The sequence below is a fragment of the Achromobacter veterisilvae genome (genome assembly GCF_900496975.1).
GTDB lineage: Bacteria > Pseudomonadota > Gammaproteobacteria > Burkholderiales > Burkholderiaceae_B > Achromobacter > Achromobacter veterisilvae.
The window spans coordinates 343,304-362,562 of record NZ_UFQC01000001.1; the positions used below are offsets into that span (position 1 = coordinate 343,304).

Consider the following 19,259-nt stretch of genomic DNA (forward strand, 5'->3'; position numbering starts at 1 on the left):
CCTTGAGTATCCTCGGTCGTGCAAATGGCGGGGGATTTTATGCTAAATCGCGCTTAAGTGAACAAACGCGTGAAATCATTGAACAGCGCAAGCCCCATCAGGCCTGCCAACAAACCTATTCCGGCGCGCTGTCCGATATCGATCCACCTGGCTGGCGGCGGGCTGCCCCGCACAATTTCGACGAGATAGTACAGCAGATGGCCGCCATCCAGCATAGGAATCGGGAGCAAATTTAGAACGCCGAGACTGATGCTGATCAAGGCGATATACGCGATGTACGCAACAATTCCGATTCTGGCGGTCTGTCCGGCGTAGTCGGCGATGGTCACGGGGCCGCTGACGTTGCGCCAGGATACGTCGCCCGTCACCATGCGGCCCATCATGCGCAGCGAAAACCAGGCGGTATCCCAGGTGCGGACGGCGCCGCGCCACAGGCTTTCGAACACGCCGTAGCGCACCGTCACCATGGAGACGTCGCCGCCCAGTTGCACGCCCAGGCGGCCGATCTCCTGGCCGTTGACCATTTCGGCCCGCGGCGTGACGTTCAGGGAAACCGGGGCGGCGTCGCGCAGCAGGGTCAGCGCCAGCGTCTTGCCGGCGCTGTCCTGGATCTGCTGGACCAGGGCGCCGGTGTCGGGCGTGGGGTCGCCATTCACCGCCACGATCAGGTCGCCCGCGCGCAGGCCGGCCGCCTGCCCTTCCCCGCCGTCGTTGACCACCCGCACGACCGGCTTGGGCTGCGCCAGCCGGATGCCGGCCGCCGCCAGCGGGTCTCCGCCAGCGGGATCCATCGTATTGGAGGGAAGCACCAATTCGCGCTGCTGCACCGCGCCGCCGGCGGTCCGGACCTCGATCCGCGCGTTTCCGCCCGTGGACATCACGTCCATCAGGCGCCAGCGGGCGTCGGACCACGACGCGATTTCCTCGCCGTCGATGGCCAGGATGCGGTCGCCCGGCGACAGGCCGGCGTGCGCGGCGGGCGTGTCGGCTGCGGGCTGGGCGATGACGGCCACCGGTTCCTGGGTGCCGGCCATGTTCAGCCCGGCATAGAGGAAGACCGCGAGGATCAGGTTGAAAATCGGGCCGGCCGCGACGATGGCGATGCGCTGGCCTACCGGCTTGCTGTTGAAGGCCCCCGCCGCTTCCTGGGCGCTGGCGCCGGCTGGCGGGTCGTCCTGCATTTTGACGTAGCCGCCCAGGGGCAGCGCGGAGACCGCCCATTCCGTGCCGTGCCTGTCGGTGCGGCGCAGAACGACCTTGCCGAATCCGACCGAAAAACGCAGGACCCTCACGCCGCACAGGCGAGCCACCCAATAGTGCCCCAGTTCATGGAAGATGATCAGGGTGCCAAGCGCAACCGCAAAGGCCAGCAGGGTGAAAAGCATTGGATTCGGAAGATCTAGGGAATCGGTCGCGGGCAGCCGCGGCAATGGCCGCCGTCAGGCTAGGCCCAGGTTGCCAGCGTATACGCGCGCGGCGGCGTCAAGCGCAAGTATGTCGTCAAGACTGTTGAGCGTAACAGATGCTTGCCGCGCCTGCCACTCCAGGGAGGCCTCGATCACCCTCGGAATCCAGGTATAAGGCAGCCGGCCGGCCAGGAACGCTTCGACGGCGACCTCATTGGCGGCGTTCAGGGCCACGCAGGCCCCCTGCCCGGCCCTCAAGGCCGCGAAGGACAGGGCCAGGCACGGGAAACGGGCCAGGTCGGGCTTTTCGAAGTCCAGCCGCCCCACGCGCGTCAGGTCCAGCGGGCCCACGCCGCTTTCCAGGCGTTCCGGGAAACCCAGGCCGTAGGCGATCGGCGTGCGCATGTCGGGCTGCCCAAGCTGCGCCAGCACGGATCCGTCGTCGTACTCCACCATGGAGTGCACCACGCTTTGAGGATGCACCACGACCTCGATGCGGTCGGCCGGCATCGCGAACAGCCAGTGCGCCTCGATCACTTCCAGGCCCTTGTTGAGCATGGTGGCGGAATCCACCGAAATCTTGCGGCCCATGCTCCAGTTGGGATGGGCGCAGGCCTGGGCCGGCGTGACGTCGTGCAGGTCTTCCAGGTCCCGGCTCCGGAACGGGCCGCCGGAAGCCGTCAACAGCAGGCGCCGCACTCCCGGCGCGGAGGCGTCCGGGGCCACGGCTCGGACGCCCTTGGGCAGACATTGGAAAATCGCGTTGTGTTCGCTGTCGATAGGCAGCAGTTCGGCGCCGTTGTCGCGGATAGCCCGCATGAAGAGCGAGCCGGCGGCGACCAACGCCTCTTTGTTGGCCAGCAGCACGCGCTTGCCGCTGCGCGCGGCCGCCAGGGCGGCGGGCAGCCCCGCCGCGCCGACGATGGCGGCCATGACCGAGTCGCATTGCGGGTCGGCCGCGGTATCGGCCAGCGCCTGCGCACCCACCCGGATCTCGGGCATGGGCCGCGAGCCGTTCCAGGCGGCGGCGAACTTGCGGCGGGCGGCGGCGTCGGGCACCACCACCACGGCCGCGCGGCTGGCCAAGGCCTGCTCGGCCAGGCGCTCCATCCGGCTGTATGCGGACAAGGCATAAACCGCCAACCGCTCGGGGTGGCGGGCAATCACATCCAGCGTGCTTTCACCGACCGAACCGGTCGATCCCAGCACCACGACGCGTTGAAAAGCCGTCAAAACAACACTCCAGACAAAAGTAGCGCGAACGGCGCGACGGGAAGGATCGCGTCGATGCGGTCATACACGCCGCCATGGCCGGGCAGCAGCGTGCTGGAATCCTTGCGGCCCGCGCGGCGCTTGAGCAGCGATTCGAACAGGTCGCCCACGATGGACACCACCCCCAGCAGCGCGGCGATCGGCAGCGCCAGCCAGAACGTCCAGCGTTCCACCAGGGCATGGCCGAACGTGCCGCCCCACAGGCTGGACAGGCCGATCCAGACCACCGCGCCCAGCACGCCGGCGATGGCGCCTTCGATCGTCTTGCCCGGGCTGACCCGCGGCGCCAGTTTACGCCTGCCGAACGCCCGGCCCGCAAAATACGCCGCGATGTCGGCCACCCAGACGAGCGCCAGCAACGACACCACGAAGCCGGCCCCATGCGCCACGAACATCTGCGCCAGCACGGCCCAGGCGGTGAAGGCCGCGGGAATGGAAAACAGGGACCAGCCCAGGCTGGCCGGGGGTGCGTCGGAACGGCCGCGCACGACCGCCGCCACGCCGAAGAACAGCCAGACGGCGGCCACGGCGGGCACCAGGTAGCGCAGCACCCAGGCCGGATCGGCCACCCCGCCGCGATCGCCCGCCAGCCAGGCGGAAGCCAGGGCCAGCATGCCGGCGAACAGCAGCGCGGCGACACCGACGGAAATCAGGGGGGAAGGCGGTTGCGGCAGCGTCAGGCGCAGCCACTCCCAATTGGCGCAAGCGGCCGCCAGGGCCAGCAAGGCGACGAACCACCAGGGATTCGCGCTGATCATCGCGGCGGCCAGGACGGCCAACAGGATGACGGCGGTAACGATACGCTGGCCCAACATGTGACGGTCTCCTCGTGTACGGCTCTGGAAAGACGCGCTTGTCGCCGTCTGGTTTACTTGCTTACTGCGCGCCGTCTTCGCCGAGCTGCGCGCTGGTGCGGCCGAAACGGCGTTCGCGCGTGCGGTACCAGTCGAAAGCGGCCTGGAGTTCCGCGGCGCCGAAATCCGGCCAGAAGCGGTCCGTGAAGTAGAACTCCGCGTAGGCCATCTGCCAGATCAGGAAATTGGAAATGCGTTGTTCGCCGCCCGTGCGGATGAACAGGTCGGGCTCCGGCGCCCAGGCCATGGAAAGGTGCCGGGACAGGCGCTCTTCGTCCACCCGTTGCGGCTGCGCCGCCAGCCCGGGCTCGGCCGCCAGCATGGCGCGGGTGGCCTGCAGGATGTCCCAGCGGCCGCCGTAGTTGGCCGCGACAGTCAGGTGCAGGCGGTCGTTGTGGGCGGTGCGCTCCTGGGCGGCGAAGATGAGCTCCTGCAAGCGGGGCTCGAACGCGCTCAGGTCGCCGATGACGTGCAGCCGCACGCCCTGCTCTTCCAGCTTGCCGACTTCGCGCTCCAGGGCCTGCACGAACAGGCGCATCAGAAGCGACACTTCCTCGGCGGGGCGGCGCCAGTTCTCCGAGCTGAAGGCGAAAAGCGTCAGGTAGCGCACGCCGGCGCGGCCGCAGGCCTCGACCACGCGCCGCACCGCCTGCACGCCCTTGGCGTGCCCCGCCGTGCGAGGCAGCAGCCGCCGCGTCGCCCACCGGCCGTTGCCATCCATGATGATGGCCACGTGCTCGGGAATGTCGCGGGTATCGGGAACCGCCTGGGTCGAACTGGTTGCCATGGGTCTGGTGCTGCGCGCGGAGAGCCGGCGAAAAACGGAAATACGGGGAAAAACCTGCGCCGTCGTTCCATCGCTACGTAGAAATACTGCGAAACAATGGACAGGACGGCGCGCAGGCAAGAAATCCTGGGCCCGGGCGCGGCCATTGGCGGTCGCGCCCGGGGCGTGCAGGAATTATACGGTCATGATTTCCGCTTCTTTCTGAGCCACCATCTTGTCGATGTCGGCCACGCTGCGGTCGGTCAGCTTCTGGACTTCGTCCTGCGAACGGCGTTCGTCGTCCTCGGAGATTTCCTTGTCCTTGACCAGTTTCTTCAGCGCTTCGTTGGCTTCGCGGCGCAGGTTGCGCACGGCCACCTTGGCGTCTTCGCCTTCGCTGCGGACCACTTTGGTCAAGTCGCGGCGGCGCTCTTCGGTCAGGGCGGGCATCGGCACGCGGATGGTGTCGCCCATCGAGATGGGGTTCAGGCCCAGGTCCGATTCACGGATGGCCTTTTCGATCGGGCCGGCCATTTGCTTCTCGTAAGGCTGCACGCTGATGGTACGGGCATCCACGAGGTTCACGTTGCCGACCTGGCTGATCGGCACGGGCGAACCGTAGTACTCGACCTGCACGTGGTCCAGGATGCCGGTGTGGGCGCGGCCCGTGCGGATCTTGGCCAGGTTGGTCTTGAGCGTGTCAAGCGACTTGGCCATCCTGGCTTCGGCGGATTTGCGGATTTCTGCGGCGCTCATGGAATTTCCTTTTCTTTAAACGTGTACCAAGGTGCCTTCGTCTTCGCCGCTGACCACCCGCTTGAGGGCACCGGACTTATTGATCGAAAACACTTTGATCGGCAGTTTCTGGTCACGGCACAGCGCGAACGCGGTGGCGTCCATGACTTCCAGACGGCGCACGATCGCTTCGTCGAAGCTGATGCGCGCGTAACGCGTGGCGGTGGGATCCTTGTTGGGATCCGCGCTGTAGATGCCGTCCACCTTGGTGGCCTTCAACACGATCTCCGCGCCGATCTCGGCGCCGCGCAGGGCGGCGGCGGTGTCGGTGGTGAAGAAGGGGTTGCCGGTGCCCGCCGCGAAGATGACGACCTTGCCCTCTTCGAGGTAGCGCAGGGCCTTCGGGCGGATGTAGGGCTCGACGACCTGATCGATGTTCAGGGCCGATTGTACGCGGGTGTCGATACCCTTGTGCTTGAGCGCGTCCTGCAGGGCAAGCGCGTTCATGATGGTGGCCATCATGCCCATGTAGTCGGCGGTCGCGCGGTCCATGCCCTGCGCGCCCGGGGCGACGCCACGGAAGATGTTGCCACCGCCGATGACGATGGCCAGTTCCACGCCGGTGGCGGCGACTTCGGCGATCTCATCGGTCATGCGGACGATGGTGGAGCGATTGATGCCGAATGCATCTTCGCCCATCAGCGCCTCGCCGGAAAGTTTGAGAAGAACCCGTTTGTATGATCTGCTGCTCATAGGTGATATCCCGAAGAACAATCCGACGAAAGTGTAAGACAAGAAATAGGCCGGCCTGATTTTAGTCAGTGCCGGCCTCTAAGCAAACTACCGATCAGGCGCGGCCGGCGGCGGCGGCGGCAACCTCGGCGGCGAAATCGCTGGTCTTCTTCTCGATACCTTCGCCGACGACGAACAGCACGAACTTGCTGATCGAAGCGCCCTTTTCCTTGAGCATCTGCTCGACGGTGTGCTTGTCGCTCTTGACGAACGGCTGCGACAGCAGGGTGACTTCCTTCAGGAACTTCGCGACCGAACCTTCGACCATCTTGGCGACGATTTCAGCGGGCTTGCCCGATTCGGCGGCCTTCTGTTCGGCGACCGAACGCTCGGCGGCGATGTCGGCCGGGTTCACGCCATCGGCGTTCAGGGCCTTCGGCTTGGTCGCGGCGATGTGCATCGCCAGGTCCTTGCCCACTTCTTCCGAGCCGGTGTACTCGACCAGCACGCCGATCTTGCCGCCGTGCACGTAGCTGGCCAGCGCGTTCGGGGTCTCGATGCGCTCGAAGCGGCGGATCGAGATGTTTTCGCCGATCTTGCCGATCAGGGCGGTGCGGGTGGTTTCGATCGTGCCTTCGCCGAAGGGCAGCGCCGACAGGGCGGCCACGTCGGCCGGGTTCTGCGTGGCGACCAGTTCGGCCAGCTTGTTCACGAAGCCGACGAAGTCGTCGTTCTTGGCGACGAAGTCGGTTTCGCAGTTGACTTCGATGACGGCGCCCTGCTTGGCGTCGGCGGAGATGAACAGGCCGATCAGGCCTTCAGCGGTCACGCGGGCGGCGGCCTTGCTGGCCTTGTTGCCCAGCTTGACGCGCAGGATTTCCTCGGCGCGGGCCAGATCGCCCTCGGCTTCCGTCAAGGCCTTCTTGCACTCCATCATGGGGGCGTCGGTCTTTTCGCGCAGTTCCTTGACCAGGGCAGCGGTAATTTCAGCCATGTTTGCTCCAATTTTGCTAGAGACTTGCCCCGGCGGGCCGGGACAGTGGTGTGATTCGATGGGACATCCGCGATTCGCGGATCGGGAAGATGGGAGCCCACCTTCGCTGTGCCGGCGAGGCGGGAGCAGGCCGGAATCCCGGACCGCTCCCAGACGCTAACCGCCGGACATGACAACTGGCTTAGGCCTGGTTGTCCTGCACTTCGACGAACTCTTCCTGGCCTTCGCCCAGTTCTTCGACCAGGCCGTTCAGGTTCTGTTCGCGGCCTTCCAGCACGGCGTCGGCGATGCCCTTGGCGTACAGCGCGATGGCCTTGGCCGAGTCGTCGTTGCCGGGGATGACGTAGTCGATGCCGTCGGGCGAGTGGTTGGTGTCAACCACGGCCACGACCGGGATGCCCAGCGTCTTGGCTTCGGCGATGGCGATCTTGTGGTAGCCGACGTCGATCACGAACATGGCGTCGGGCAGGCCGTTCATGTCCTTGATGCCGCCGATCGACTTGTTCAGCTTGTCCAGTTCGCGCTGGAACAGCAGGCCTTCCTTCTTGATCATGCGCTCGGCGCCGCCTTCGGCGACCACGGCTTCCATGTCCTTCAGGCGCTTGACCGAGGTCTTGACCGTCTTGAAGTTGGTCAGCATGCCGCCGAGCCAGCGGGCGTCGACGAAGGGCATGCCGCAACGGGCGGCTTCGGCGGCGACCAGTTCGCGCGCGGCGCGCTTGGTGCCGACGAACAGGATGTTGCCACCGCGAGCAGCCAACTGCTTCACGAACTTGGTGGCTTCCTGGTACTTATCAACCGTCTTTTCGAGGTTGATGATGTGAATCTTGTTGCGATGGCCGAAGATATACGGGGCCATCTTGGGGTTCCAGTAACGGGTCTGGTGACCGAAGTGGACACCCGCTTCCAGCATTTCGCGCATCAAAGACATAACTTTCTCCAAGGGTTGGTTTCTTGCGCCGCACCTGCATCAGCCTCTGGCTGACACCCTGGGTGGTGTTGCGCGCGATTTCCCGCAACATGCGGGATGACAAAATTTTAACCGGGCCGGCCGATCACTGCCGCAATAACTCCGGCGTTCCAGGCAAGTTCGCCCTGGACGCCCCTTACTACGCTGCCGCGATAAACCCAGACGGCCGCCACGACGAGAACCTTGCGCCGCATGCTGCATCGCGTCTCCCGACCCGCCAGGAATTTCCTGGAAGTTTCTTCGAGACGCACCCGGACCTGTTTTGTTGGCGGCGAAATCCAGCTCTGGAAAATCCAGCTCTTCGCGTTCGGGCACGGGACCGAAATCCCACTCCACTCGACCGCGCATCGGACCATCGGGGCATTTCTTAAGAAAACACGAGTGTTTTCAAGAACTTAATCCGACGTCCATACCGAGCGCAGATCCTGAACCTGCATCGCCGCTCTAAAACATGACCAGGCTTGCAAGCACGCCGCGCCCCGGTTCGTGCCAGCCATGGAACCGCCGCCGCCCGCGCCTCCCGGCCCGCATCCGCTGCGCGCTTCCCGCCCCCGGCACCCGCGGCCTGCCCGATTTCGCTCCACAACCTTCGCTTGCGGTGAAACTTCGGGGCCTGCCGCCGATCCCAATGACTGGATCCGCACAACTGGAATACCTGCCGGGCTTGCAACAGACTGGCGCCAACGCCACCTGCCAGCACCCGCCGGGATCGGCTCTTGCCGTTACCCAGTAGTTGTACTGCCTGTATTGCCTACCACTACTACTATGCATCCCTAAAAATTTAGGGAAGCCTATAATTCTACTATCCTTTCAAGCAGACATTCAAGCGACTTTAGTCAAGCTACTCCATGGGCACCATTACCAATCAAGCCGACCTGGCCAAGATGCGCGCGGCCTGCCAGGACGCCGCCAAGATCCTCGATTTCATCACCCCCCACGTCAAGCCGGGCGTCACCACCGGCGAGCTGGACCGCCTGTGCCTGGAATACCTCACCGACGAGCTGCGCGTGAAATCCGCCACGGTGGGCTACGCGCCCCCCGGCTACCCGCCCTTCCCCGGCGCCATCTGTACCTCGGTGAACCATCAGGTCTGCCACGGCATCCCCGGCGACAAGGTGCTGAAAAACGGGGACTCATTGAACATCGACGTCACCATCATCAAGGACGGCTGGTTCGGCGACACCAGCCGCATGTACGCCGTGGGCGAACAATCCATCCTGTCGCGCCGCCTCAGCGAAATCACCTTCGAGTGCATGTGGAAAGGCATCCAGCAGGTGAAGAACGGCGCCACGCTCGGCGACGTGGGCAACGCGATCCAGAAGCACGCCGAGGCCAACGGCTTCTCCGTGGTGCGCGAATTCTGCGGCCACGGCATCGGCCAGCGCTTCCATGAAGACCCGCAGGTGCTGCACTACGGCAAGCCGGGCACGGGCGTGCCGCTGACGACGGGCATGCTGTTCACCATCGAACCGATGATCAATGCCGGCCGCCGCGAGATCCGCCAGTTGTCCGACGGCTGGACGGTCGTCACCCGGGACCACAGCCTGTCCGCCCAATGGGAGCATGCTGTCTGCGTGACCGAGACCGGTTGCGAAGTCCTGACCCTGTCGCCCGGCATGCCCCAGCCGCCGGCCTTCATCGCCGAACCCATCGTCATCCCCGCCGTCTGAAGCCCCGCCGCCCGCCGCCATGACCGCCGACACCCTCAGCGCCCTGCGCGAACGCATCCAGCAATCCCGGCGGACGGCAGTGGCCCAGTTCCGCGGGCACGAACGTCCGGACACCCTGCTGTCCGAACTGCGCCGCATCGTGGACGCCGCGCTGCGCGACCTGGTCAAGCACTGCCCGCTGCCGGCCGGCGCCACGCTGGCGGCCGTGGGCGGCTACGGGCGCGGCGAACTCTACCCCCATTCGGACGTCGACCTGCTCATCCTGCTGCCGCACGCCCCCACGCTCGAGGACGAGGCGGCCATCGAGCGGCTGGTGGCCTCGCTGTGGGACCTGGGCCTGGAACCCGGCCACAGCGTGCGCACCATCGAGGACTGCGAACGCGAGGCCGACGCCGACATCACGGTGGAAACGGCCCTGCTGGAATCCCGCTGGCTGGCCGGCAGCCGCGCGCTGATGAAGAAGTTCGAGGCCGCGACCAAGTCCCGCCTGGACCCGCGCGCCTTCTTCCGCGCCAAGCGCGTCGAAATGCAGCAGCGCCACGCCCGCTACCACGACACGCCCTACGCGCTGGAGCCGAACTGCAAGGAATCCCCCGGCGGCCTGCGCGACCTGCAGGTCATCCTGTGGATGGCGAGGGCGGCCGGCTTCGGCGATAGCTGGCGCTCGGTGGCGCAGGCCGGCCTGCTGACCTCGTCCGAGGCGCGCGACCTGCGCAAGGCGGAACAGGCGTTCAAGCGGCTGCGCATCGAACTGCACCTGCTGGCCAATCGCCGCGAGGACCGCGTGCTGTTCGACCTGCAGCCCGCGCTGGCCGAGGTCTACGGCATCCACGCCACCGCCACGCGCCGCGGCAGCGAACTGCTGATGCAGCGCTACTACTGGGCCGCGCGGCTGGTGACGCAGTTGAACGGGATCCTGGTGCAGAACATCGAGGAGCGGCTGTTTCCGCGTCCCGACAGCGATGCCCGCGACATCGACGACGATTTCCGCAACCTGCGCGACCGCTTGGACATCATTCGCGACGACGGCTTCGAACGCAATCCCACGTTGCTGCTGCGCGCCTTCCTGGTGATGCAGCAGCACCCGGAACTGACCGGCATGTCGGCCCGCACCCTGCGCGCCATCTGGCATTCGCGGCACCGCATCGACGCGCAGTTCCGCCGCAACCCGGTCAATCGCAAGCTGTTCCTGCAGATCCTGCAGCAGCCGCGCGGCATCGTGCACGAGCTGCGGCGCATGACCATGCTGAACATCCTGCCGCGCTACCTGCCGGTCTTCCGCCGCATCGTGGGCCAGATGCAGCACGACCTGTTCCACGCGTATACCGTGGACCAGCACACGCTGGCGGTCGTGCGCAACCTGCGCCGCTTCACCATGCCCGAGCACGCCCAGGAATATCCGCTGGCCAGCCAGTTGATCGCCGGGCTGGACCGGCACTGGCTGCTGTACGTGGCGGCGCTGTTCCACGACATCGCCAAGGGCCGCGGCGGCGACCACTCCGAACTCGGCGCGCGCGAAGTCCGCAAGTTCGCCCAGGATCACGGCATGGAGCCCGAGGACACGGCGCTGGTCGAGTTCCTGGTCCGCCAGCATCTGCTGATGTCGGCCGTGGCGCAGAAGCGCGACCTGTCCGACCCGGCCGTGGTGCAGGACTTCGCGGCCACCGTGAAGGACGAGCGCCACCTGACCGCCCTCTACCTGCTGACGGTGGCCGATATCCGCGGCACCAGCCCCAAGGTCTGGAACGCCTGGAAGGGCAAGCTGCTCGAAGACCTGTACAAGCTGACCCTGGCCGCCCTGGGCGGCGCGCACGCCGACGCGCACACCGTGCTGACGGAGCGCAAGGAGGAAGCCGCCCGCCTGACCCGGCTGGCGGGGCTGCGCGACGACGCCCGCGAAGCCTTCTGGAACCAGTTGGACGTGGCGTACTTCCTGCGCCACGACGCCTCGGACATCGCCTGGCACACGCGCCACCTGTACCACCAGGTCGAGCCGGCGCAGGCGGTGGTCAAGGCCCGCCCCACCGAACACGGCGAAGGCCTGCAGATCATGGTGTACACCCGCGACGCGCCCGACCTGTTCGTGGCCATCTGCGGCTATTTCGACGCCAAGTCCCTGTCCATCCAGGACGCCCGCATCCACACCACGCGCCACGGCTGGGCGCTGGACAGCTTCATCGTGCTGCTGCCGGAAGGCGCCAGCGACCTGCGCGCCCAGGCCACCCTGGTCGAACACGAACTGGCCGAACGGCTGAAGGATCCGCAGGCCGCGGCCCAGCCGCAGCACTCCCGCGGCGGCTATTACGGCCGCGGCCGCCAGTCCCGCGTCTCGCGGGTGTTCCCGGTCATGCCGCAGGCGGAACTGCAGCCCGACGAGCGCAGCACGTCCTGGCGCCTGTCCGTGACGGCCACCGACCGGCCCGGCCTGCTGCACGCCCTGGCGCGCGTCTTCGCCCGCCACGAAGTGAACCTGGTCATGGCCAAGATCATGACGCTGGGCGACCGGGTCGAAGACGTGTTCATCGTGGACGGCTCCGCGCTGGCCCGGCCGCGCAGCCAGATGCAGTTCGAACGCGACGTCCTGGACGCGCTGGCGGGCGAGGAAGCCGGGCAGCAGGCCGCCTGAACGCGGCGGGCTTTCCCGCCGTCGCCAGCGCCGCGCGGACGGCATACAATCCCGGTTTTCGGCCACGCGGCGTCCGTTCCTATGCAGCTCAATGACTATCTGCGCGTTTTCGGGAGCAGTTTTTTCTTTGCGCTGGCGACCCTGCTGCCTTTCCTGAATCCGCCCGCGATCGCGCCGATCTTCCTGTCGCTGACCGAAGGGGCGTCGTCCTCGACGCGGGTGGTGCTGGCCCAGCGGGTCGCCGTCAACGTCTGCCTGATGCTGATCGTGGCCATGGTCGCCGGCAACGTGCTGCTGAGCTTCTTCGGCATTTCGCTGTCCATCGTGCGGGTCGGCGGCGGCATGCTGGTGATCGCCAGCGCCTGGCGGCTGGTGAATTCGCCCGACGCCGACACCGAGCGCGTGGCGCGCATGGCGGAATCGTTCACCCCTGAAATGGCCAAGGCCCGCGCCTTCTATCCGCTGACCTTCCCCATCAGTTGCGGCCCGGGCTCGATCGCCGCCGCCATCACCGTCGGGGTGTCGCTGCGCGACCAGAACCACGTGCTGAGCCTGGTGCGCCTGGGCGGATCCATCCCCGGCATCATCGTCGTCTCCGTCACGCTCTACATCTGCCTGCGCTTCGCCGCGCAGATGCTGCACCGGCTGGGCGATAATGGCACCGCCGTGTTCATGCGCCTGTCGGCCTTCATCATGTTGTGCCTGGGCGTGCAGATCTTCTGGGAAGGCTCGCGCGAACTGTTGCTGGGCGTCCTGCAGCAAGTGATGCAACCAATTCCGGTTCCCACGGCCTAAGCAGTTCGCGCCAAAAGGGCGCCTCGCGCGAGGCCCCCGCGTCGCCGGACGCCCGGCCCCTCACAACCCTTACCGCAGAACAATGACTTCACGTTCCGAACGCCTGCTCCGCCTGATCGCCCTTTTCTGCTTCGGCGCCGTCGGCGTCGCCCTGGTTTCCCAGCACGTCTTCGACATGCCTCCCTGCGCCTGGTGCGTCATGCAACGCCTGATCTACCTGGTGATCGGCGTGGTCGCGCTGGTGGGCGGGTTTGGCGGGGGCCGCGCCCTGACCCGCGCCTGCGGCGTCCTGGCCGCCCTGCTCGCCGCTTGCGGCGTGGCCGCCGCCTGGTACCAGTACAGCGTGGCGGCCAAGATGCTGTCCTGCGACCAGACCTTCGCCGACCGCTTCATGACGGGCATCGGGCTGGACGGCGGCGTGCCGTGGCTGTTCGGCATCTACGCCACCTGCATGGACGCCATGGTGTCCGTCCTGGGCGTCGAGTACGCGCTCTGGAGCCTGGCGCTCTTCGTCATCCTGTTCTTCATGGCGCTGCCCGTCGTCTTCAGGCGCGGCCGCGCGCTGTAAGCGCGGTGCGGACCCCGGCGGAAGCGCCGCAAGCGGCCGCGCTGCGCGCGCTGGTCCTGGCCCATGCGCCGCTGATGCGCTGGCTGCGCGCCGCGCGCGACCACGGGCCGGCCGGCGGCTGTATCGCGGCAGGCGCGATCCGGTCGCTGGTCTGGAATCATCTGCATGGCTACCCGGCGGGCAGCCATCCGTCCGCCGACGTCGATTTCGTCTACTACGATCCCTCGGACCTTACCCCCGGCCACGAGGCAAGCGTCGCCCGCCGCCTGCGCGAGGCCGCCCCCGACGCCCCCTGGGAAATAGTGAACCAGGCGCGGGTGCACTTGTGGCGCCGGAACCGCCACGGAGACGCGCCGCCCCCGGCCGCGTCGCTCGCCGCCGGCATCGCGTCCTGGCCCGAAACGGCCACCTGCGTGGGCGTGGGGCTGACGCCCGACGACCGGGTGCGCATCGTCGCCCCGCATGGGCTGGACGACCTGTTCGCGCTTGTTCTGCGGCCCAGCCCCGGCGCCGACCTCCACGCCTATGCGCAGCGGCTTGCCGCGAAGCGTCATCCCGAAACCTGGCCGCGCCTGACCGTCATCGCTCCTGCCCTACCCTGACCGTGCCCGCCCTGAAATACCTGACCGGATACCCGGAACCCCTGCTGCTCCAGACCCGCAAGCTGCTCGACCAGGGCAAGCTGGGCGCGGCCTTGCTGTCGCGCTATCCGGCGGGCGCGCATGGCGTGCGCACGGACCGCGCGCTCTACCAGTACGTGACGGACCTGAAGAACACCTACATGCGCAACGGCGACCAGATCAACAAGGTCGCCTTCGACAGCAAGATCCACGTGATCCAGCACGCGCTCGGCCAGCACACCTACGTCTCGCGCGTGCAGGGCGGCAAGCTCAAGGCCAAGCACGAGATCCGCGTGGCGACCCTGTTCAAGACCGTGCCGGCGGAATTCCTGAAGATGATCGCCGTCCATGAGCTGGCCCATCTCAAGGAAAAGGACCACAACCGGGCCTTCTACAACCTGTGCCTGCACATGGAGCCGCAGTACCACCAGTACGAATTCGACCTGCGCCTGTACCTGACGCACCTGGAAGCCACGCGGGAAGCTTTGTGGAATCAAGGCTGAATTCCGCGCTTTTCTGAATGGAAACTGAACAAAAAATCGTCTTTTCTTCCGAGAAACAAGCCCGCTAGGGTTAACGATAGCGAAAACGGAAGATCCCGGCCAAAGATCGAAAGCCGACTGACAGAAGCCGTCACTAGACTCCCTCAGGCGTTTGTAAGGGAGCGGCGGACTTGCCTCTCCCGGAACGCCACCACAACGAGGAGAAGACAAATGTTCAACGACGGCGGCAGCCTGCGCGGCGGTGGGATCCGCGCATGCATGAGCAACCAGAATTTCGTCAGGGGCGTGTTCATCATGGCGTTCGCGCTGCTTTTCGGCATCGCATCGCTGCGATATCCGATCGGCAGTTTCTCCAGGGGCGGCCCGGGGCTTTTCCCCCTGATGGCAAGCGCCGCATTATTCGTGATCGGCGCGATCGCCACGGCATATTCGTTTTTCGTCGAACCGGAACCGATGAGCCACAGCGTGAAGAACATCGCCATCATCATGCTGAGCCTGGTGGGATGCGCGGCGATATCCGGCATCGTCAATATGATCGCGGGCATTGTTTTTCTGGTGTTCTGCTCGTCGCTGGCGGCCACCTCATATTCCACGCTGAGGAACGTGAAGATATCGGCCGGGCTGATCGCCGTGGCGTTCGGGTTCAAGAACCTGCTCGGCCTCAGCCTCCCCTTGCTTTGAACGGAGCATGCGATGGAAATTCTGAATAACCTCGCGCTCGGTTTCGAGCACGCGCTGACCTGGCAGAACCTTCTTTATTGCGCGGCCGGATGCGTGATCGGCACGCTCGTAGGGCTGCTGCCCGGACTCGGGCCCTTGTCCACCATCAGCCTGCTGCTTCCCCTGACCTATTCCATTCCCACCAGCAGCGCGCTGATCATGCTGGCGGGGATTTACTACGGCGCGCAATACGGCGACAGCGTCAGCGCGATCACGATGAAAATCCCGCACGCGAGCAGTATCGTCGCGTGCATAGACGGCTATCAGATGAACCTGAACGGCAAGACCGGGCTGGCATTGTTCACCGCCGGCGTCTCCAGCTTCATCGGCGGGACGGTGGCCATCGTGGTCTTGTCGACCATGACGCCGATACTCGGCGAAGCCGCCTTCCTGTTCGGACCGGCCGACTACACCGCGCTGATGCTGATGGGATTCTTCTGCGTCAGCTTCGTGAGCAGCGGCAATATGCTGACGGGCCTGGCGATGGCCATCGTCGGCGTGCTGCTGGCGTCGATCGGCACGGACGTGAACAGCGGCATGGCGCGCTTCACGTTGGACTACGCCTTCCTGCAGGACGGCATCGGTTTGATCAGCATTGCGCTGGGGTGCTTCGGCATTGCCGAAATCGTGAAGAATCTCGACAACCGCAACGTGCTGACGCCCTTCAACGGCAAGATCAAGCTCATGCCCACCTGGGCCGAGTTCAAGCGGATCATTCCGAGCGCCTTGCGGGGCAGCGTGATCGGCTCGGCATTGGGCATCCTGCCCGGCGGCGGCCCGACCATCGCCCAGTTCGCGGCCTATGCCGCGGACAAGCGGTTCAGCAAGCACAAGCATGAAATGGGCAACGGCGCGATCGAAGGCGTTGCCGGACAAGCCGCCGCCGACGAGGCCGCCGCCCGCACCAGCTTCATTCCCCTCATGGCCATCGGCATACCCGAGAACGCGGTCATGGCCCTGATGCTGGCGGCATTCATCATCAAGGGCGTGCAGCCCGGCCCCAACATGATCGGCACCCACCCGGACCTGTTCTGGGGCCTGGTCGCCAGCATGTGGATCGGGAACTGCTTCCTGCTGCTTCTGAACGTGCCGCTGGTGCGCTACTGGCTCACGGTGTTCAAGATCCCGTACACCGTGCTGTTTCCGTCGATTCTGTTCTTCTGCATCATCGGAACGTTCAGCATCAACAACAGCCTGCACGACATCTACATCACCGCGACGTTCGGCCTGATGGGCTATGCCTTCCTGCGGCTCGGCATGGGCGCGGCGCCGCTGATGCTCGGCTTCATCCTGGGCCCGATGCTGGAAGAGAATTTCCGCCGCGCCATGCTGTTGAGCAGAGGTTCGTTCGACGTGTTCGTCTCCCGGCCGATCAGCGCCACGCTGCTGGGCGTGATCGCGCTGGCGGTTGCCTGGAAACTGGCTGCGTTCGTCCGGTCCTTGCGGCAGCCCAGGGCGGTCGGCGCCGCCTCGTCGTCCTGACGCGGGCTGGGCCTGGGACGCCCGCCAATGGAAAAACCCCTCGCGATCGGTACTGCCCGCCAGCGCTTGGCTGACTCGCAGTACCTCTCGGAGGGGTTTCCTGCCGCGCGAGGCGTGCTATCGATCAGGCGTCGTTGGCGGCGTAGCCCATATTGAACTGCAGGCCGCTGGCGGTTCCTTCTTCGCCGGCTTCGCCGCGGGACTGGCCCAGGCGGGCCAGGTACTCGGCCGTGATGTCGCCCGTGACGTACTCGCCGTCGAAGCAGGATGCTTCGAAGCGCGACAGTCTCGGGTTGAGGTCCCGGACCGATTGCTGCATGTCGTGCAGATCCTGGTAGACCAGGTTGTCGGCGCCGATCGCGTGGGCGATTTCTTCATCGCTGCGGCCGGTGGCGATCAGTTCGCTCTGCGTGGGCATGTCGATGCCGTAGACGTTGGGAAAACGGACCGGAGGCGCGGCGGAGGCGAAATACACCTTGTTGGCGCCGGCGGCGCGGGCCATGTCCACGATCTCGCGGCTGGTGGTGCCGCGCACGATGGAGTCGTCGACCAGCAGCACGTTCTTGCCCTTGAACTCCATGCCGATGGCGTTGAGCTTCTGGCGCACGGACTTGCGGCGCACCGCCTGGCCCGGCATGATGAACGTGCGGCCCACGTAGCGGTTCTTGATCAGGCCTTCGCGGTAGTCCAGGTTCAGGCGGGCGGCCAGTTGCATGGCGGCCGGACGCGAAGAGTCCGGAATCGGCATGACCACGTCGATGTCGCCCAGGCGCATGGTGCGCGCCACCTTGTCGGCCAGGTATTCGCCCATGCGCAGGCGCGCGTCGTAGACCGACACGCCGTCGATCAGCGAATCCGGGCGCGCGAAGTACACGTACTCGAAAATGCAGGGCACCAATTGGGGATTGTCGGCGCACTGGCGGCTGACGAAGCGGCCGTCCAGGTCGACGAACACCGCTTCGCCCGGCTCGACGTCGCGCACGAAGGCGAAGCCGCTGCCTTCCAGCGCCACCGATTCCGAGGCGACCATCCATTCCACGCCCTCTTCGGTTTCCTGGCGGCCGATGCACAGCGGACGGATACCGTTGGGGTCGCGGAAGGCCAGCAGGCCGTAGCCCGAGATCTGGGCCACGACGGCATAGGCGCCGCGCACGCGCTTGTGCACCGCCGACACGGCGCGGAATATCGCGTCGTCATCCAGCGAGACGCCGTTGGCCGCCGATTGCAGTTCGTGCGCCAGCACGTTCAGCAGCACTTCCGAATCGGAATTGGTGTTGATGTGGCGGCGGTCGACGCGGTACAGGGATTCGCGCAGTTCGCGCCAGTTGGTCAGGTTGCCGTTGTGGGCGAACATGATGCCGAACGGCGCATTCACGTAGAACGGCTGGGCCTCTTCCTCGCTGGCGCTGGAGCCCGCGGTGGGATAGCGGACCTGGCCGATGCCAGACGTACCCGGCAACGCGCGCATGTTGCGCGTACGGAAGACGTCGCGCACCAGGCCATGAGCCTTGTACATATTGAATTGGTTGCCTTGCGACGTCGCGATGCCCGCGGCGTCCTGCCCGCGATGCTGCAACAGCAGCAAGCTGTCATAGAGTAGCTGGTTGACCGGCCCGCGCCCGATGACCCCTACGATTCCACACATGGTGAGATTTCCTGGTTGATTTGAAGCAGATCAATACGGCAGCCACGTCGCCAGGGATGGCGGCAGCCACGTCTTGATATGTTTGATGGCCTCGATGGCCGAATGCGAAAACATGGCGTCCTTCCACCACGGCTCTTCCGGCAGCGGCGTGTAGCCCGCGGCGGCGACCAGCGCCAGCACGATCAGCAGGCCCCGGGCCAGGCCGAACATGCCGCCCAGGCCGTGGTCGGCCGGGCTCAGGCCGGTACTGCGGATCAAGGCGGCAAGCGTCATGTTGACCAACCCCACGCCAAGCAGCACGATGATGAATACCGCCGCGTATGAGACTCCCATGCGCAACAGCGTCGTTTCAATATAGGGCTCCAGCCAGGCGTAGACCGTGGGGCCCCACCATATCGCGGCCACGAAAGCCAGCAGATAGGCGACCAGCGACAGCACCTCTTTGAGCAGGCCGCGCACCAGGCCCAGCACACCCGAGACCGCCAGGATGGCCAGCACGACGAAATCGAAGCCGGTCACTATTGCGCGGCGATGAAACCATTGTCATAGCCCAAGGTGCGTAAACGCGCCTGGGCCGCCTGCGCCGCCTCGCGCGAGGGGAACGGCCCCACCCGCAGACGGTACTGCTGCTTGCCACCGATCGTGGCCTGTTCGACGAATGCGTTCGTCACGCCGGCCTGGTGCAGCTTGCTGCGGCGCGACTGGGCGTCTTCCGAGGTCGTGTAGGCGGCGATCTGGAGCACGAAATTGCCCTTGGCGGCCGGCTTGGGCGCGGGAGCGGGCGCGGCGGGCGCCGCGCGCCCTTCCAGCAGCGCCAGGGCGCGCGCGCCGTCGTCGGAACGCGTGTCCGGCTTGGGCGGCGTCGCCGGCTTGGCTTCGGGCTTGGGCGCCGCCGGTTTGG

19 protein-coding genes are annotated in these 19,259 nt (G+C 66.0%); 8 read left to right on the plus strand and 11 right to left on the minus strand.

Annotated features, from left to right (window positions below; translation table 11 throughout):
- Window positions 1-53: 53 nt before the first annotated feature.
- The 8 genes from rseP to rpsB all read right to left on the minus strand — a co-directional run bounded on the left by rseP (window position 54) and on the right by rpsB (window position 7,690).
- Complete coding sequence (gene rseP, locus AVE30378_RS01595) at window positions 54-1,385, minus strand: RIP metalloprotease RseP (protein ID WP_129239021.1); 1,332 nt, start codon at window positions 1,383-1,385, stop codon at window positions 54-56.
- Window positions 1,386-1,439: 54 nt separating this feature from the next.
- Entirely contained in the window at window positions 1,440-2,639 is a 1,200-nt protein-coding gene (locus AVE30378_RS01600; RefSeq protein ID WP_129239022.1) for a 1-deoxy-D-xylulose-5-phosphate reductoisomerase, read from the minus strand.
- Window positions 2,636-3,493 (minus strand): phosphatidate cytidylyltransferase, encoded by an 858-nt coding sequence (locus tag AVE30378_RS01605; RefSeq protein ID WP_129239023.1) that lies wholly within the window; start codon window positions 3,491-3,493, stop codon window positions 2,636-2,638. The genes AVE30378_RS01600 and AVE30378_RS01605 overlap by 4 nt, the downstream gene beginning before the upstream one ends.
- A 61-nt stretch (window positions 3,494-3,554) precedes the next feature.
- Window positions 3,555-4,319 carry a polyprenyl diphosphate synthase gene (gene uppS / locus AVE30378_RS01610; RefSeq protein ID WP_129239024.1) on the minus strand — a complete coding sequence of 255 codons (765 nt, stop codon included), beginning with the start codon at window positions 4,317-4,319 and terminating at the stop codon, window positions 3,555-3,557.
- Window positions 4,320-4,493: 174 nt separating this feature from the next.
- Window positions 4,494-5,054: a ribosome recycling factor gene (frr, locus tag AVE30378_RS01615; protein ID WP_129239025.1), complete on the minus strand. Its 561-nt coding sequence runs from the start codon at window positions 5,052-5,054 to the stop codon at window positions 4,494-4,496.
- A gap of 15 nt (window positions 5,055-5,069) precedes the next feature.
- On the minus strand, window positions 5,070-5,786 hold the full coding sequence (gene pyrH, locus AVE30378_RS01620; RefSeq protein ID WP_043542852.1) for a UMP kinase: 717 nt from the start codon (window positions 5,784-5,786) through the stop codon (window positions 5,070-5,072).
- A gap of 94 nt (window positions 5,787-5,880) precedes the next feature.
- Entirely contained in the window at window positions 5,881-6,759 is an 879-nt protein-coding gene (tsf, locus tag AVE30378_RS01625) for a translation elongation factor Ts (protein WP_129239026.1), read from the minus strand.
- Between the two features lie 181 nt (window positions 6,760-6,940).
- Window positions 6,941-7,690, minus strand: coding sequence for a 30S ribosomal protein S2 (rpsB, locus tag AVE30378_RS01630; protein WP_062684737.1), 750 nt, complete (start codon window positions 7,688-7,690; stop codon window positions 6,941-6,943).
- An 887-nt stretch (window positions 7,691-8,577) separates the two neighbouring features.
- Between rpsB and map the strand changes: the two genes are divergently transcribed.
- The 8 genes from map (at window position 8,578) to AVE30378_RS01670 (ending at window position 16,713) form a co-directional block, all read left to right on the plus strand.
- A complete protein-coding gene (gene map / locus AVE30378_RS01635) occupies window positions 8,578-9,399 on the plus strand; it encodes a type I methionyl aminopeptidase (protein WP_129239027.1) in 822 nt (273 codons plus the stop codon).
- Between the two features lie 19 nt (window positions 9,400-9,418).
- Complete coding sequence (locus tag AVE30378_RS01640; RefSeq protein WP_129239028.1) at window positions 9,419-12,025, plus strand: [protein-PII] uridylyltransferase; 2,607 nt, start codon at window positions 9,419-9,421, stop codon at window positions 12,023-12,025.
- A gap of 81 nt (window positions 12,026-12,106) precedes the next feature.
- On the plus strand, window positions 12,107-12,820 hold the full coding sequence (locus AVE30378_RS01645) for a MarC family protein (protein ID WP_129239029.1): 714 nt from the start codon (window positions 12,107-12,109) through the stop codon (window positions 12,818-12,820).
- 82 nt (window positions 12,821-12,902) lie between these two features.
- The gene (locus AVE30378_RS01650; RefSeq protein ID WP_129239030.1) at window positions 12,903-13,388 is read left to right on the plus strand and encodes a disulfide bond formation protein B; all 486 of its coding nucleotides are present in this window, start codon (window positions 12,903-12,905) and stop codon (window positions 13,386-13,388) included.
- A 5-nt stretch (window positions 13,389-13,393) separates the two neighbouring features.
- A complete protein-coding gene (locus AVE30378_RS01655) occupies window positions 13,394-13,990 on the plus strand; it encodes a nucleotidyltransferase family protein (protein WP_208742330.1) in 597 nt (198 codons plus the stop codon).
- Window positions 13,991-13,992: 2 nt separating this feature from the next.
- Entirely contained in the window at window positions 13,993-14,511 is a 519-nt protein-coding gene (locus AVE30378_RS01660; protein ID WP_129239031.1) for a YgjP-like metallopeptidase domain-containing protein, read from the plus strand.
- Between the two features lie 258 nt (window positions 14,512-14,769).
- Window positions 14,770-15,192, plus strand: a complete 423-nt coding sequence (locus AVE30378_RS01665) for a tripartite tricarboxylate transporter TctB family protein (protein ID WP_129239050.1) — start codon at window positions 14,770-14,772, stop codon at window positions 15,190-15,192.
- Between the two features lie 12 nt (window positions 15,193-15,204).
- On the plus strand, window positions 15,205-16,713 hold the full coding sequence (locus tag AVE30378_RS01670) for a tripartite tricarboxylate transporter permease (protein WP_129239032.1): 1,509 nt from the start codon (window positions 15,205-15,207) through the stop codon (window positions 16,711-16,713).
- A gap of 124 nt (window positions 16,714-16,837) precedes the next feature.
- Here AVE30378_RS01670 and purF read toward each other — a convergent pair whose 3' ends face one another.
- The 3 genes from purF to AVE30378_RS01685 form a co-directional block, all read right to left on the minus strand.
- Window positions 16,838-18,358, minus strand: coding sequence for an amidophosphoribosyltransferase (gene purF / locus AVE30378_RS01675; RefSeq protein WP_129239033.1), 1,521 nt, complete (start codon window positions 18,356-18,358; stop codon window positions 16,838-16,840).
- Between the two features lie 30 nt (window positions 18,359-18,388).
- Window positions 18,389-18,877 carry a CvpA family protein gene (locus tag AVE30378_RS01680; protein WP_062684746.1) on the minus strand — a complete coding sequence of 163 codons (489 nt, stop codon included), beginning with the start codon at window positions 18,875-18,877 and terminating at the stop codon, window positions 18,389-18,391.
- Window positions 18,877-19,259, minus strand: a 383-nt coding sequence (locus AVE30378_RS01685; RefSeq protein WP_165360039.1) for an SPOR domain-containing protein, incomplete at its 5' end; no start/stop codon positions are given. The genes AVE30378_RS01685 and AVE30378_RS01680, both read right to left, overlap by 1 nt.